13 protein-coding genes are annotated in these 14,875 nt (G+C 34.3%); 3 read left to right on the forward strand and 10 right to left on the reverse strand.

The window, feature by feature from the left end; all coding sequences use genetic code 11:
• Window positions 1-25: 25 nt before the first annotated feature.
• The 9 genes from KF816_15195 to KF816_15235 form a co-directional block, all read right to left on the reverse strand.
• The gene (locus tag KF816_15195; GenBank protein MBX3009365.1) at window positions 26-259 is read right to left on the reverse strand and encodes an acyl carrier protein; all 234 of its coding nucleotides are present in this window, start codon (window positions 257-259) and stop codon (window positions 26-28) included.
• The gene (locus KF816_15200) at window positions 259-1,980 is read right to left on the reverse strand and encodes an AMP-binding protein (GenBank protein ID MBX3009366.1); all 1,722 of its coding nucleotides are present in this window, start codon (window positions 1,978-1,980) and stop codon (window positions 259-261) included. Before KF816_15200 ends, KF816_15195 begins: the two co-directional genes overlap by 1 nt.
• A 48-nt stretch (window positions 1,981-2,028) precedes the next feature.
• Entirely contained in the window at window positions 2,029-3,417 is a 1,389-nt protein-coding gene (locus KF816_15205; GenBank protein MBX3009367.1) for a hypothetical protein, read from the reverse strand.
• A 12-nt stretch (window positions 3,418-3,429) separates the two neighbouring features.
• The gene (locus KF816_15210) at window positions 3,430-4,170 is read right to left on the reverse strand and encodes a hypothetical protein (protein MBX3009368.1); all 741 of its coding nucleotides are present in this window, start codon (window positions 4,168-4,170) and stop codon (window positions 3,430-3,432) included.
• Window positions 4,160-5,869: a hypothetical protein gene (locus KF816_15215; protein MBX3009369.1), complete on the reverse strand. Its 1,710-nt coding sequence runs from the start codon at window positions 5,867-5,869 to the stop codon at window positions 4,160-4,162. Before KF816_15215 ends, KF816_15210 begins: the two co-directional genes overlap by 11 nt.
• 155 nt (window positions 5,870-6,024) lie before the next feature.
• Window positions 6,025-6,417: a YbaN family protein gene (locus KF816_15220; protein MBX3009370.1), complete on the reverse strand. Its 393-nt coding sequence runs from the start codon at window positions 6,415-6,417 to the stop codon at window positions 6,025-6,027.
• Between the two features lie 31 nt (window positions 6,418-6,448).
• Window positions 6,449-7,315: a glucose-1-phosphate thymidylyltransferase RfbA gene (gene rfbA, locus KF816_15225; GenBank protein MBX3009371.1), complete on the reverse strand. Its 867-nt coding sequence runs from the start codon at window positions 7,313-7,315 to the stop codon at window positions 6,449-6,451.
• Between the two features lie 9 nt (window positions 7,316-7,324).
• Complete coding sequence (locus KF816_15230) at window positions 7,325-8,101, reverse strand: hypothetical protein (protein ID MBX3009372.1); 777 nt, start codon at window positions 8,099-8,101, stop codon at window positions 7,325-7,327.
• A gap of 8 nt (window positions 8,102-8,109) precedes the next feature.
• Complete coding sequence (locus tag KF816_15235; protein MBX3009373.1) at window positions 8,110-8,583, reverse strand: YbaK/EbsC family protein; 474 nt, start codon at window positions 8,581-8,583, stop codon at window positions 8,110-8,112.
• A gap of 244 nt (window positions 8,584-8,827) precedes the next feature.
• Here KF816_15235 and KF816_15240 point away from each other — a divergent pair, with 244 nt between their 5' ends.
• The 3 genes from KF816_15240 to KF816_15250 all read left to right on the forward strand — a co-directional run bounded on the left by KF816_15240 (window position 8,828) and on the right by KF816_15250 (window position 13,862).
• The gene (locus KF816_15240; protein MBX3009374.1) at window positions 8,828-9,973 is read left to right on the forward strand and encodes a hypothetical protein; all 1,146 of its coding nucleotides are present in this window, start codon (window positions 8,828-8,830) and stop codon (window positions 9,971-9,973) included.
• 123 nt (window positions 9,974-10,096) lie between these two features.
• Complete coding sequence (locus KF816_15245; protein ID MBX3009375.1) at window positions 10,097-13,009, forward strand: tetratricopeptide repeat protein; 2,913 nt, start codon at window positions 10,097-10,099, stop codon at window positions 13,007-13,009.
• Between the two features lie 34 nt (window positions 13,010-13,043).
• The gene (locus KF816_15250; protein ID MBX3009376.1) at window positions 13,044-13,862 is read left to right on the forward strand and encodes a M23 family metallopeptidase; all 819 of its coding nucleotides are present in this window, start codon (window positions 13,044-13,046) and stop codon (window positions 13,860-13,862) included.
• A gap of 22 nt (window positions 13,863-13,884) precedes the next feature.
• Here KF816_15250 and KF816_15255 read toward each other — a convergent pair whose 3' ends face one another.
• Entirely contained in the window at window positions 13,885-14,742 is an 858-nt protein-coding gene (locus KF816_15255) for a serine acetyltransferase (GenBank protein ID MBX3009377.1), read from the reverse strand.
• Window positions 14,743-14,875 lie beyond the last annotated feature (133 nt).

Genomic DNA, 14,875 nt, shown 5'->3' on the forward strand with positions numbered 1-14,875 from the left:
TCTTATGTTTTTTTCAAACGAAAAGCTATTTGGCTAATTTAAGATCAACCAACTTTTGAAGATCCCCAACATTTTTCAAACGGAGGACTTCATAACTTTTGAATTTGATGCTAAACTTTTTTTCAACGGCCAAAATAATATTTATATGTGTAAGCGAATCCCAGCCCGGTACATCCGGAGCTATTGTTTCATCATGTAAATCAAAATCATCAAGATGAAGCACATCGAGGATAACGCTTTTGAGTTCTTTTGAAATCATTATTTACTCCATACTAGTGGATCATTTTCTTCTATTAGTCTTTCTTTATTTGCTTTACGGCTTGGTTTTCCGCTGGAACTTTTAATTAGCCAGCGTGCGGGAACAATGTAAACTTTGTGAATCACAACGTCGATACTCATACCAGCTCTTAAAATTGCAATTCTCAATTCATTCTTTTGCTCATCAGTTTCATATTTGGTTTCCGCAACAACACTTACAAATTCAGTTCCCATTGCGGCATCATCTTCACCGAAAGCAATTACTCTTCCCGGTATTACACCGTTAACCTGATTAACCGCATCTTCGATATCTTCGGGATAAATATTTTTACCGGCAACAATTATAATATCTTTCTTTCTGCCAATTATAAAATATTCCCCTTCATATTCAAATCCATAATCACCCGAATAGTACCATCCTTCCTGGTCAACAACTTCGGCAGTTTTTTCGGGATAATTTCTGTATCCATCAAATTGAGAAACAGACTTAACGGCAATTTCACCAACAATATTTTTAGGAATGATATTCCTATTTTCATCAACAATTTTTATTTGGCAACCATCGATCAACTTGCCAGAAGAAACGCAAACACGTGGGACTGAATTTTCTGTAGCAAGTTCTACTATTCCATTAGAAAGTTTATTTCTATCAACGGTAACTTCCTTAATTTTTGTGCCCGGTTCTGTTTGTATTACAGAAAGAGTCATCTCCGCCATTCCATACATTCCAGTTAATGCTAAAGGATTAAAACCATACTTCTTCATCTTATCGGCAAACTTTTGATGTGAGTCGTGTCTAATTGGCTCGCTTGCATTAACTAATAACCTTAAGCTCGATAAATCAAGTTCTTCCAATTCCTCATCATGAATTTTTTCTGCGTAAATGTTGTAAGCGAAGTTGGGCAAAAATCCAACGGTTGCTTTCTCTTTTGAAATTGATTCGAGGTGAATAATAGGGGCAAGAACCCATTCAAATGGATCAATCTGAATTGAAGGAATTCCATATGCAAGAGGAAGATGGAATGCCCCAATCAATCCCATATCATGATAAAGTGGCAACCAAGTTGAAATTATATCTTTGTCGTTGAACTTAAGCGCTTTACCAAAATTATTTACATGTTTTAAGACTGCTGCGTGTGAAAGTACCACTGGTTTCTGTAAACCTGTTGTACCGGATGAATGTTGTAATAAAAGAGCATCATTCTCGTTTATAGTTTGACTTATATTTTCAATTTCCTCATCAATCTTTGAATCAAATTCATCCTCCAAATTCCACTCAAGCGGATGAAATATTGATTTAACTGTGCTACCTGTTTTCTCTACCAATGGTTTTACTAAAGGTTCAAGGTCACTTTGAATAAGAAGATAATCCAAACCTGATCTTTGAGCCATTCCTTCCAAACCCTGTCTAAATTTTTCTGGATGAAGTCGTGGATTAGGATATGCCAGAATAGAAGGAAGCACTCCAGTTCTAATAATTCCCAAATACAGTGGATAGAAGAGAGGATTGTGTTTAATAATTATAGCGCAAACATCCCCTTTTTTAATTCCCGACTTATGAATCATTATAGAGAATTTTTTAGCTGTCTCAATAAGTTCTTTAAATGAAATTCTTATTGGTTCTTCGCCGGCTACCCAATGTATTATTGCACTTCGATCGGGAAATTTCTCGGCATTTTCCTGCCAGCGATTCCACAATGTGTTTGGTTTTGATGAATTCATGCGCTCCTGCTAATTAATTGGCGAACAATTCAGTTAATAATAATTTTTCTATTTAAATTTTGCAAATTCATCGAGAAGAGCCTCGGTAAAAAGTTGAGCTACTTTTTTTGCTCCTTGTTCATTAAAATGTATATAATCTTTAAATGCTAATGGTGGATTTGCCGAAACCCAAGTAGCCATAGAGTTTTCTCCTCCCATCGCATCAAACAAACTCCAAAATGCAACGTCAGCTTTTTCGGCTATAGTTTTTTGCACTGCATGTAATTGAAGGATTGCAGGGTCTGTAACAAAGCTATTTCCTTTTTTCATCGCTTTATCGTGAACACTTACAAGAATTATACTAGACTTTGGAAATGCTGATTTGAAATTATTAATTACTTTTATCATTTCCCTCTCGTACCAAGAGTAATCTGTGCGGGTACCGGCTATGTTCAATCCAAATTCAAGAATGATAAGTTTATAATCTAAATATTTCGAAAAATCTTTAAGCATAGAAACTTGTAATGACCCCAAATCAACGCCTGAATTTCCACGCAGCGGCAAATTATCTACATATACACCAGCTTCATTTTCTAAAGAAACACCATACACCTCAGCTTGTTGTGCTAATGGGAATTCAAGCTTAACGGATTTAGCCTTAGCGTTGTTGGTGACTACTAATTCCTGAAGTCCAGCCTCTGATTTTAATCCAATTCTTTGTGCAGTACCGCCATTAAAAGAATAGGACAATTGAGAATTTTTTGCGTTTGAATAGTACACTTTTACATTTGTGAAACCGTTAAGATATGATCTCGCGCGTGTTGCTTCGTATTGAACCCACGAATTCCCTTTTGGAATGCTAACTTCACCACTAATTCCTAAACGAAAATTTTTAGGGTTGCTAGAATAAAGAGCGGCTGCATCCCAATTATCTGAAAAGGAATGCTTAGTGGTCATTCTAAAAGTTATATCTTGTGAAACAATTCCAAGCCAGCCAACACCAGTTCCTCCAAATCTTTTCTGTAATGTTTCTCTAATATCAGCTGTAACCAAATCTCCCTCAATCGCTGAATCTCCATAATGGGCAACGCGGACAGTCTTAGTCTTTGCGCTTTTTAATGCTTCAAAAAAGAAGCTCAATTGTTTTTTATTTCCTACAATTGGTGATTTTCTCCCTTGAAAATAGGGAGTAGAAGCATTATAAAAAACTTCTGAGAATCCATCAAATATTGGAAGATTTAATCCGCCAAGGATAGATGCCTTAGAAAGGTTCAATTCGGGCAGATAATTAATTAATCCATCATTCTCTTCAACATTTCTGATATCAGAAAAAATGTCAATGTTTCTTAATATAAAGTTGGGCGCAATTTCTTTTTCAGTTGGAATAAAAGAGGTTAAGAATAAGATAATTATTGCGGTAGCAACTATATAGAATGATTCAGCTATTCGGTTCTTCATATTTCCTTCGCTTTATAATTTATATTTATTGAGGATTTTCTCAACCTCACGAGCCCAAATTTTGTATGCCGAGGCTTTAAAATGAATACCATCCCAGGTTAAATCACTTCTTAAAAACCCATCACGGGTTGATATTTGTGAAGTAAGGTCAATAAAATCAATATTGTTCTTTTGTGCGTACTCTCCTAATAATTTATTCAACTTTACTACTTCCTGATTACGGCTTAAATTCGATTCAGCTGTCCCGCCATAATCTTTGCCATAATCTTTTGTCGCGAATGTAGTTGACTGAATAACAGGTATAATATTTTTTGACTTCAATAGTTCAATAAGCTTAACATACTGTTTAAAAATATCGGGTACATTCGACCATGAATAAATATCATTAAGCCCTCCCATTATAAAAACTATTTTAGGTTTTAACCTAATGACACCATTTATTCTGGCATTAAAACCTGGTAAGATATCACTTACAATTCCTCTTTCTACAACATTTGAGCGCCCAAGTAATTCATTCCAATTTGCTCCGTGTGTAAGGGAGTTTCCCAGCATAACTATATCAGCCTGTTTCGTTTTGTATACTTCATACATCTCAGTCTGCAGCTGATAATTTTTATTTGTCTTGTAACGAAGCGAGTCGGGCATATTTTGCGAGAAAAGATTGAAGCTCATAAAAAGGAAAAGAAAACATGTAATTAATAAATTAGCCGGAAACGAGGCATTGTCATAATTCTTATTTATATTAAGATTCATTAGATGGCAAGCGACTTTCAATTTTTTTCTCCATTTCAGAAATTTTGAACCTTAGATTTTTTTCCATAGCTATTAGTTCCGAAATTTTAGAAGTGTATTCTTCTTTGTGAGTTTCAACACTCTTCAATTCTTCCTTTAATTTCCTCAAATCACTTTGCGCAGTTTCAATTTTAGAATTAATATCTGACAGCTCATTAACTCCCGCATCAATTTCCTTTTGTAAGCTCTGCTTTTTTTCACTCAATTGGGTAAGATCGTTTTGGGAATTTCCTAGAATGGTATTCAATTCATTCTCGAATAGAGTCTTTTTAGATTCGAGCTGCTTAATTTCTGATGAAAGCCGCTGTACTGATAATTTATACTTATTTTCATGATCTTTCAGTAATAAAATTCTTTCATTCAGATTATTCTGTTCATCCTTCAAGTTCTGGATTTGCTGTTCCGAAGCGGCTCTTTCTCTCTGTAGTACTTTTGTTAAACCTCCATATTCAGCTACTTGAGATGTCTTCTCTAAAAGAATTTTCTCTTTAGCTGCCAACTCTTTTTCTTTATCTAAAGTTTCCTGTTTAATCAAATTCATTTTATTTTGAGATGCACTTAGCTCCTCATTAAACTTCTGCAGAACCGATGAAAAACTATTTTCTACTTTTAAGTGACTTTCTTCAATCTCATATTTTCGCTTCTCAATTTCTTCCATTAATGTACGTTTAGAAGTAATTGACTTATTGAGGTTTTCCTCCTCTTCCTTCAATTGTAATACCCGGCTCTGCATCTCATTTTTTACTGATTCAAACTTCCTAACTTCCTCATCAATCAATTCTTTTTTTGAATTAAGCTCAACTATGTTTTCTTCAAGTTTAGTAATGTTATCTTTTGCAAAGTTGTATCTCGAATCAAACTCATCATATTCTTTTTGTTTTGATCTAACTTCTTCAAGCAGGGAATCCCTTTTGGAGGCGAATTCTGTATATAATTTTTCTTTTTCCGAAAGCTGACTTACTATTGCTGAAAGTGAGGTTTCAAGATTCGATTTTATTTCTTCATTTAATGAGATCTTATCGTCGAGTGACTTAATAAGCGCATTTCTTTTTAATTCCTCCGACTTAAGATTCTCTATTTTTTCTGAAAGCTCGATTTCAAGACTTTTAATTTTCTGGATAGAGTCTTCCAGATTATCTCCATACGAACCTATTGAGTTACTAAGTTCCTGCTTTTGAGATTTAAGAGCTTCAACTTCCTCATTAAATTTATTAAGCAAAACCTCCTTCTCGGCAAATTCATCTCTTATAGAATCTGCGAGTGAGTTAAGTTTTGTTATCTCCTCATTGAGTTCATATACAGTCTTTTGTTTTTCGGCTACCTCTGCATCAACTCTCTCTTGATTTAAAGTCTGAATAGCTGATATTGACTCTTCAAGTTCTGCTTTCTGCTCAAATAAATTTTCAATTGTTTGGGTGAGTTCTTTAATCTTATTCGATTTTTCTTCATACTCATCTTCGAAAGTTCTAATGGTACTCTGAGCCTCATCTTTGCGGATGGAGAGGTCTGTGTATTCTCTTCTTAACTCAACAAGTTTAGCATCTATTTCGGTAAGATTTTGTTGTTTCTGCAGTATCTGATGGAGAGTGTTTTTAAGCTCATCATTTTCTTCGATCAACTTTTCTATTTCATTTTTTGATTTCGATGAAAAAAAAGGCATCTCTATTTTTCTCCAATATGGGGGTTAATATATTTTTATCAAAGATAATAAAATTAAAATAAATGTAGTCCTATTTTATTCAAAGAGCAACCATACTGGGTTTTCAGAATAATGCTGACTATTCAGACGGAATATTATGGATTTAAATATTACTCCTAATCACTTGGTTCATTTTTTATTGTATTTAAAGAAATTATATAAGCTGATACACTAACCGCGATAATCACAAGTAAAATTCTAACATAAATATTCTGTGTAAAAAACATTATTGAGGATAAGATTGTAATGTTCAGCATAATAACCGCTACAATCTTCGACTTTAATGGCATTCCCCTCTTCTCTCTATAATCCTTGATGAATTTGCCAAATCTGGGGTGATTTATCAGCCACAAATAAAAATGGTCCGAACTCTTTGCAAAGAACCAGGCAGCAATTAAAAAGAAAACAGTAGTTGGCAACAGCGGTGTAACAATCCCGACAATACCCAATCCTACAAAAAACCATCCCAAGCCAATAAAGATGTATTTATAAATTTTTTTTGAACTCAAAATTTGCCATAAATAATTATTAAGAAATTGATCACTCTTCCCTCAATACCCTTTCGAGATAATCCCGGTAAAATGACTTCGGTATCGATTCGATCAATTTTTTAAAATTTGCTCTATCAATAAATTTCTTCTGATAAGCGATTTCTTCAATGCAAGCTACTTTTAATCCCTGCCTATCTTCAATAACGCCAAAAAAGTTAGATGCTTTTAAAAGAGCTTCAGGAGTACCGGTATCTAACCAGGCAACACCACGCCCAATTTTTTCCACCCGAAGTTCATTTTGTTCAAGATATTTTTTGTTTACATCGGTTATTTCCAATTCGCCTCGGGGGGATGGTTCAAGATTTTTTGATATCTCGACAACCTTATTGTCGTAAACATACAACCCTGGAACTGCAAAATTGGATTTTGGCAGTTTTGGTTTTTCCTCAATACTTATAGCTTTGCCGGTACTATCAAATTCAACTATGCCGTATCGTTCAGGATCATTAACTTGATAACCAAAAATTGTAGCCCCTTTTTTATTCTTGTTAATTGCGTCGTAAAAGAAATTTAATTTTCCATAAAATATATTATCACCTAAAACTAAAGTAACATTGTCGTCACCAATAAATTCCTCTCCAAGAATAAATGCTTCAGCAATCCCATTGGGAGCTGGTTGAATTTTATATTTAATTTTCATTCCGAGCTGAGAACCGTCCCCAAATAATTTTTCATATAGTGGAATTGTTTCCTCGTTAGAAATAATTAATACTTCATTAATTCCCCCGAGCATTAGTAAAGAAAGAGGATAATAAATTAGAGGTTTGTCATAGATTAATGTAAGCTGTTTACTATAAACTTTAGAGATCGGGTACATCCTGCTGCCGGAGCCGCCCGCCAAAATTATTCCCTTCATATCTTTCCTTTAGTTTCTTACCTGACAAAATAATGTTTTTATCAATAATTCTTCCTGGTCATAAATAAAAATCTTATAACTCCCCGCCTCTTTAAATCCAAGTTTGAAATAGGTATTCTCCCAGGTCGGAATTACACTAAATTTTTTGGACTCTACAAACACGTCATACTGAGCTGAATAATCCGATTTCTTCCATACTTTTATTTTGAGAATGTCTGTATTTAGAGGTATTCCTGTTTCAAGATAAATGTAAACTTGTCCTTTGTCTTCATTAATTGATATTGAATTTGTTACCAACTGTGGCTTCTCTTCTAGTATTTTTTTTGCAAATATTGCTTTAGCGCTCTGATATTTCACCGCCTCACTCTCATCGGCAGCAATTTCTCTTTTGTTTGATTTTACTAAAAGGGGAATTGATTTAATTGCTCTTTTTGACCGATCCTTAATGATTAGATTGTAAGGTCCTGCCCGCAAAAAAGTATATTTAATTTCAGTCCATTCTTTTTCGGTAAATGATATTACTTTATCTAAGTTATTAACTAGATCCTTACCTTCAATTCTATTAATCGAAAAAAAGAGGGAGCTATTAGCCGGAGTGTTTGAATTTTTTCTTATTAAAATTATCACCGGAATATTTAATGGTATATCATTGTAATTATATAAATCAACCGCCTCCCCATTACTATTCACATATTTGCAAACCAATATAATTTGAGCATCAATAAGAGAAGGTAAAAGTGCAAATAATAATAAGGCCAGGAGACGATACTGCAATTTTCTATTCATCAATTCAATTATAATTTTGTCGGATACGCAAAGTTCAAAATCATGGGATGAACTAAGTTTATATAATCTTGCAGCTTCATCTGAAATAATTGTGTATGAGAGCATGAATTAAACGCAATATTTTCATCCTGCAGTAGAGCGTTTTCGCAATAAACGTCAATATCATACAAATTGCCAAAAGGGGGAAAAGCCCCAATCTCGCAGTCAGCAAATTTATCCTTAAATTCCATCTCATCGGCAAGTCGCACATTGCTAGTATTAAGTACTTCTTTCACCTTTTCAATATCAACTTTATAAGAGCCTGGGAGAACAAACATTGTTAATTTTCCTTCAACTTTTAGTATCACCGTTTTTGCGATATCTTTACCTTTAATATGGGCTGAGGCTGCAATTTCCTGCGCTGTGAATGCGAGAGAATGTTTAATTGTTACATACCTAATTTGGTTGCTATCAAGATATTCTTTTAACTTATTGAGCGGCATTTTAACCTCCAATTAATTATTGAATAATCCTCAAATCATTTTGTTATGCTTGTATTTGATTAATGTTGAGATTTGAACAATGCACCATTGTATAAAGAACGATTACCAAAATTGCTTTATTTTTAGTTGACATAAAGGTAAAGAGTATTGTAATCTTAATCAAACTTATTCGGTTCCTCAATTTTTGATTGGAATTATTCAAAAAGAGTGAGTACGTTGGAACAAAAAAAATGAGGATAATTAAATTTTGACAAGAATATTTTTTCTGCTGTTGATTATCCAAATAAAAGTTGTTGCTCAATCATACGACTGGGTGCGTCATGATTCACTTGTAAAAGCAGGTGTAAATCAAATTTATGGAATTGAATTTGATAAAGCCGAAAATACATTTGATCTAGTTGTAAAGGAATATTCAACGCATCCATCAGGTAAGTTTTTCAAATCAATGATCACGTGGTGGAGAATTTTACTCGACATTGATAACGAAAGTATGGATGAACATTTCTTCAATCAACTTGAAGAATGCATCGATCTCTGTGATAATATTTTAGATAAGAACAAAAAGAATATTGACGCATTGTTTTTTAAAGGTGGCTCTTTAGGTTTTAGAGGGAGACTCCTGGCAATAAGAGAAAAATGGTTAAAAGCGGCTTTAGATGGAAAAGAAGGATTGGACATTGTTTATAAAGCTTATGAAGCAAATCCAAAGAATATTGATATTCAGCTTGGGTTTGGAATATATCATTACTATGCAGATGTGATTCCTCAAAGATACCCGGCGGTAAAGCCATTATTGCTTTTCTTTCCTAAAGGAGATAAAGCTAAAGGGATAAAGGAGCTTGAAAATGTGGCAATTAATGGAAGATATGCTCGTTTAGAATCACGCTATTTTTTACAAACTCTCAATTTCCAATTTGAAGATAACTCTTATGAATCGAGAAAGTGGGGAAAGTACTTATTAATGGATTTTCCAAATAACCCAAGTTTTCAACGGTATTACGGATTGACCTTTGTGAAAGATAATAATTATTCCGAAGCCGCAATCCACTTTAAAGATATACTGGGTAAGTGCGAAATGAATTACCCCGGTTACAATAAAAGGTTTAAAAGAGAAGCATCGTACTATATTGCAATGGATTATAAACAAAAAAATTTGATTGATACAGCATTAGTCTACTTTAAAGATTGTGAAAAACTCTCACGGGAAATTGATAAAAAAGGGGCTTCCGGTTTTTTAATTAACACACTACTATTCTCCGGACAATTAAATGATCTCTTGGGAAATCGCAATAATGCATTAATGTTTTATAAGGAGGTGTTGAAATATAACGATAGAAATAATTCACATACTTTTGCGAAAAGATATATCGAAATTCCCTATTCAAATTGAGATTTTGATTAAAGTTAGTATTTCAACTAACTTGCTCGGCGTAACTTAAAGAACACACATTTCATAAGTATTTTTAATAAATTATAATTCAAAATTGTTAATCTAATTTAACGGTAAATATAATTGACCGCAGAATTAAACAAAATATTCAAATTAATTATAGTATTGTGCCTATTTACTGTAGTAATGCAAGCACAGCAGAAAAAAGCTGATTCTGAAGTATTAAAAAATACTGCGCTCAGCCATATGCAAGCCGGCCGATATGGTGAAGCAATTGACCAGTTAAACAAATACATATCTCAGAATCCTCAAATATCTGATGGTTATAACTACCGAGCAATTTGCTTTGAGAAAAGATCTCAATTTGAGTATGCCCGGCTAGATTATAGACGAGCAATAGCTATTGAAAATCGTGATGCAAACAAGCGTGCTGAGTATGAGAAGAACCTGAGCAGATTAATTAGTATTTGGTACCCGCTACTCGAAAAAAAAATTAATGGTCATTTGCGAGAAATTGCAATAGACCCAAATAACGCATATAACTATTTGGAGATTGGTAAATCATATAAGTTGATGGAGATTTGGGACAAAGCAGAACAGTGGTACGATGAATACTTGAAACGTGATGATAACGCTTCCCCCGATGAAATAATCAGATATACTGAAATTCTCGCCAAAACTAAAAATATTGTTAAGGGAGAAAGAATACTTAAAAAGTATGTTGAAAGATTTCCGGAAGATTGGCGGCTTTGGAGCAGATACGGGTATTTTACTCTTTGGCTTTCAAAATTTGCTATCGCCAAAAAAGCTTTCGAAACCTCACTTGGTTTTAAACCATTCTTTAAGGAAGCGCAGGACGGGCTCGATATCGTAAATAGAGAAGCATACTTAACTCAACAAGATCCTCGCGCTTTTGAAAAGGAATATGATATTGATAGATATTATAGAATGATTAGAAGAAGTCCGGGTGATATTGAAACTCGATTTAAACTTGTTGATGAATTATTGAAAGTAGAAAGATATGAAGAAGCCTTTCAACAACTTGAATTCATTGGCCTCAATAACCAGAATGATGAGCGTTATATTGAGAAGATGAATCTTGTTACGCAATACAGATTAAAAAATTATGAAGAAAAAATTCTAGCCGCCAAACAAGCCTTATTGATAAATCCCGACGATAAAGAATCAATCAAAACTTTGGCGCAGAATTATGAGAACCTTCAATATTACGATAGCGCGGCAGTAATGTTAAGTCAGTATTTTGAAAAATTCCCGGATGAAAAAGATCAACAATTGCGGTTTAGATTTGGAAGAGTATTAGCATGGAACCGTGAATTTGACCGGGCTATTGATGTAACCGATGGGTTACTGAAAGAATATCCTAATAATTTAGATTATCAATTATTCCGAGCCCAAGTTTCTGTTTGGATTAATAGAGACCTTACTCTCGCGCGTCAATATCTCGAAAATGTTCTCAAAGCAAAACCGAATGATCTGCAGGCAATTATTTCATTTGCTTCTCTCAAACTGCTCGATCAAGATTTTGAGGAAGCCCAGACACTCGCCAATAGAGCTAAAGAAATTGACCCTAATAATGACGACGTAATTAAACTACAGTCTAATATTGACTGGCAGATATTACGTGCGGAGGAGGAAAAACTTTACGCGATTCTAGAAACTGGTAGACAAAGAGTAGTTGCTGAGGACTGTCCCGGAGCGCTTCCATTTTATGAGGAATATCTTTCCAAAGCTGAGCCCAATGTACTTATAACCAAAGAATATGGGGATGTACTTTTTTGTGCAAAAGATTATCAAAGAGCTCTTGATGCTTACAATGATGTACTGAAGCAGGGAGAAAATTTTGACGCACAAATGAATAGAGGGAAACTCTATTTTGCAATGGGAGACTCGGTGAATGCGGCAAAAGAATTTAAGGAACTGGTAGAAAAAGATTCTTCCAATTTTGAAGCCAATCTATATTTAGCAGATAGTTACGCAAAACTTGGAGAAAACAGCGACGCTAGAGATATTTATAATGATTTATTAGAGTGGGAAAGTCTCGATCCCGAACAATTAGAAATGGTAAAATTGAGGAAGGGCTGGCTCCCTATAACCGGATTAGCCGCAATTCTTGAAACATTTCCTAGTTATGTTGGATTAGCTCCAATAATTTCACACTATTCAGATAACACTAGTTTTCGTTTAACAAATTATGGAAGCCGGTTAGAACTTGGAGTAACCGGTTATCTGACTCTCGGTGTTTCTTTTATGAAACAGCACGTAAAGGCAAATGGCGAAAGTCTTGATCAAGAACTGCTTGAAGAGTTTGCCTTTACCGGCAGCAAGCAGTTTACAACTTTCAAGGGACATGTATTGTTGCGCCCTTCCAAAATTTTTAGTCTCGGTGCAGGATTTGGATCAAGTATTGCCCAAGGTATATTAAGGCGTGAAGAGAAAGACGCATTTATGAGAATGGAAAAAGCCGACACTTTTTCAGTTGGGCTTACCTACCAGTACTCCGATGCAGCGCTTATTTTGTACTCCCCCTATTTAATTGATAACAGATTATACGCCTCCTTATTTAAAGCAGATGGTTATTTTGTTCATGAAAATGGATTTAAAATCTCAGGTTATTTTCAATATGTATCTGTTGAGGATGGAAACGAAAGCAACGATTTAATGCTTCGGCTGGGAAGATATATTACTAAAGATTTTATTGTTGGTTATGAATACGCTTATTCTAACTCTAAGATAAAAGCCGACTATTATTACTCTCCCACCAATTTTGAATCTCACAGCATTTGGGTCGATCAAGATCTAGATAGAAAGAAAGATTTACGAGTGCTTATCGGAGGTAAAATTGGAATAGTACCTCAAAATAAATTTTTGGCTTTGGAAGGACATTTTGAGTTATTCCACCAATGGTTCCCCACATTTTCATTGTCGGCTAGATTAGCAATGGGGACAACTTCACGTGACCAATCGAGTTACAGATATTTTTCGGGACAGATTTCGGCTTATTGGACTGTCTTGTAAAATTTCTATCTATTCACTATATCGGAGATGTAGCATGAAATTTTTTATTCTCATTTTATTGATTTATACCAGCAATTTTATCTTCTCTCAGGATGTAAAACTTTTTGGTGATGCAAAACAAGGTAGTATTTTAATAGGAAAGACAGATAACGCGCAAAGTATTTTGTTAGATGATAAAAAAATTCAGTTTGATGAGAATGGTTATTTTGTTCTTGGTTTTGATAGAGACGATCATGGAGAATTTACACTTACTGTAAATTTTTTAAATGGAAAATCGCACACACAAAAAATTAATCTTAAAAAAAATAAATACAGCGTTCAGAAATTAAAAATCGCAAGTAAATATGTTGAGCCACCAAAAAATGTTTTAGACAGAATTGAATCAGAAAGAGAATTAATGAAGCTCGCGCGCAAGAATATTGGCCTTGATAGTAATGCGTACTTCTCTTCCGGTTTCACCTATCCTGTTGATAACGCAAAAATAACGGGAGTATTTGGCAATCAAAGAATATTAAATGGTAAACCGCAAAATATTCATAACGGAATTGATTTTGGAGGAAAGGAATCGGATACCGTCCGCGCAATCTCTGATGGTATAATTCGTTTTGTAGGAGATGATTTTTACTATAATGGAAATTTTGTTTTGATTGATCATGGACAGGGATTAACCAGTATCTATTTGCATTTAAGCAAGACGGTTGTTAAAGCAGGTGAGTTTATTAAAAAGGGCAGTCCCCTTGGTTTTGTTGGTTCAACAGGAAGATCTACAGGACCTCATCTTCACCTTGGCGTTCAATGGTATCAAAAAAGAGTTGACCCACTGAGTGTTATTAAATTGAAAATTGGTGATTAATTAAAACAAAGCATATTCTAAATTAAATTATAAAATCAATCGTGTTTTCAAATGATTGGTTGCTTCTGACTTTTACTTCACTTTTGTTATATACAACGGAATTTGGAGGGATACTCTGAGTAATCCATGCATTACCTCCTATAACAGAATTTTTTCCTACAACAGTATTACCACCTAAAATTACAGCCTGAGAATAAATTACGACATCATCCTCAATTGTTGGATGGCGTTTGGTCTCCGCCAAATTTTTATCAACACTCATCGCGCCCAATGTAACGCCTTGATAGATTTTAACATTCTGCCCAATCATTGTAGTCTCACCAATCACTATTCCGGTACCATGGTCAATAAAAAAAGGAGTGCCAATTTTAGCTCCGGGATGAATATCAATTCCAGTTTTTTCATGAGCATATTCAGTAAGTATTCGGGGAAGAATCGGAGTGCCTATTTTGTACATTTCATGCGCAATTCTGTAAATCACAATTGCCATAAATCCAGGATAAGCCAAAATTACTTCGTCAACACTTTCGGCGGCAGGATCTCCTTTAAATATAAATTCGGCATCATTCCAAAGTTTTTCATGAATTTCCGGGATTTTCGAAATTATCGCGGATGCATCATCCAATGGATTGCCCGAGTAATTCGAATTGAGTTCCTTTAATAGATTAATTAAATCTCTCTTCAGCAGTTGCATTTTCGCCATTATATCTTCGGAGGAATGATAAACTTTGCTCGAAAAATGAGGGAAAAGAAAATCAATTAATTCCTTAAGAAAATGAATAGAATCCTCACGTAAAGCATTTGTGCATGAATGGGTTTGTCGTTTTTCTAAAAATCTCTCAACAAAACTACTTTCTAAATGTGGTAAATCTGCTTTCATGTTAAACCCCTAAAAATTTTTATTATAGAATATTCAGATCAGAACTTATAAGATTAGCAACAACAATCATACGATTTGAGTTGCACTGGCATGTAAGTAACACAAAGCGACACGATATGTAAGATTTGGATAG

The organism is Melioribacteraceae bacterium, from assembly GCA_019638015.1.
Classification (GTDB): Bacteria; Bacteroidota; Ignavibacteria; order Ignavibacteriales; family Melioribacteraceae; genus JAHBUP01.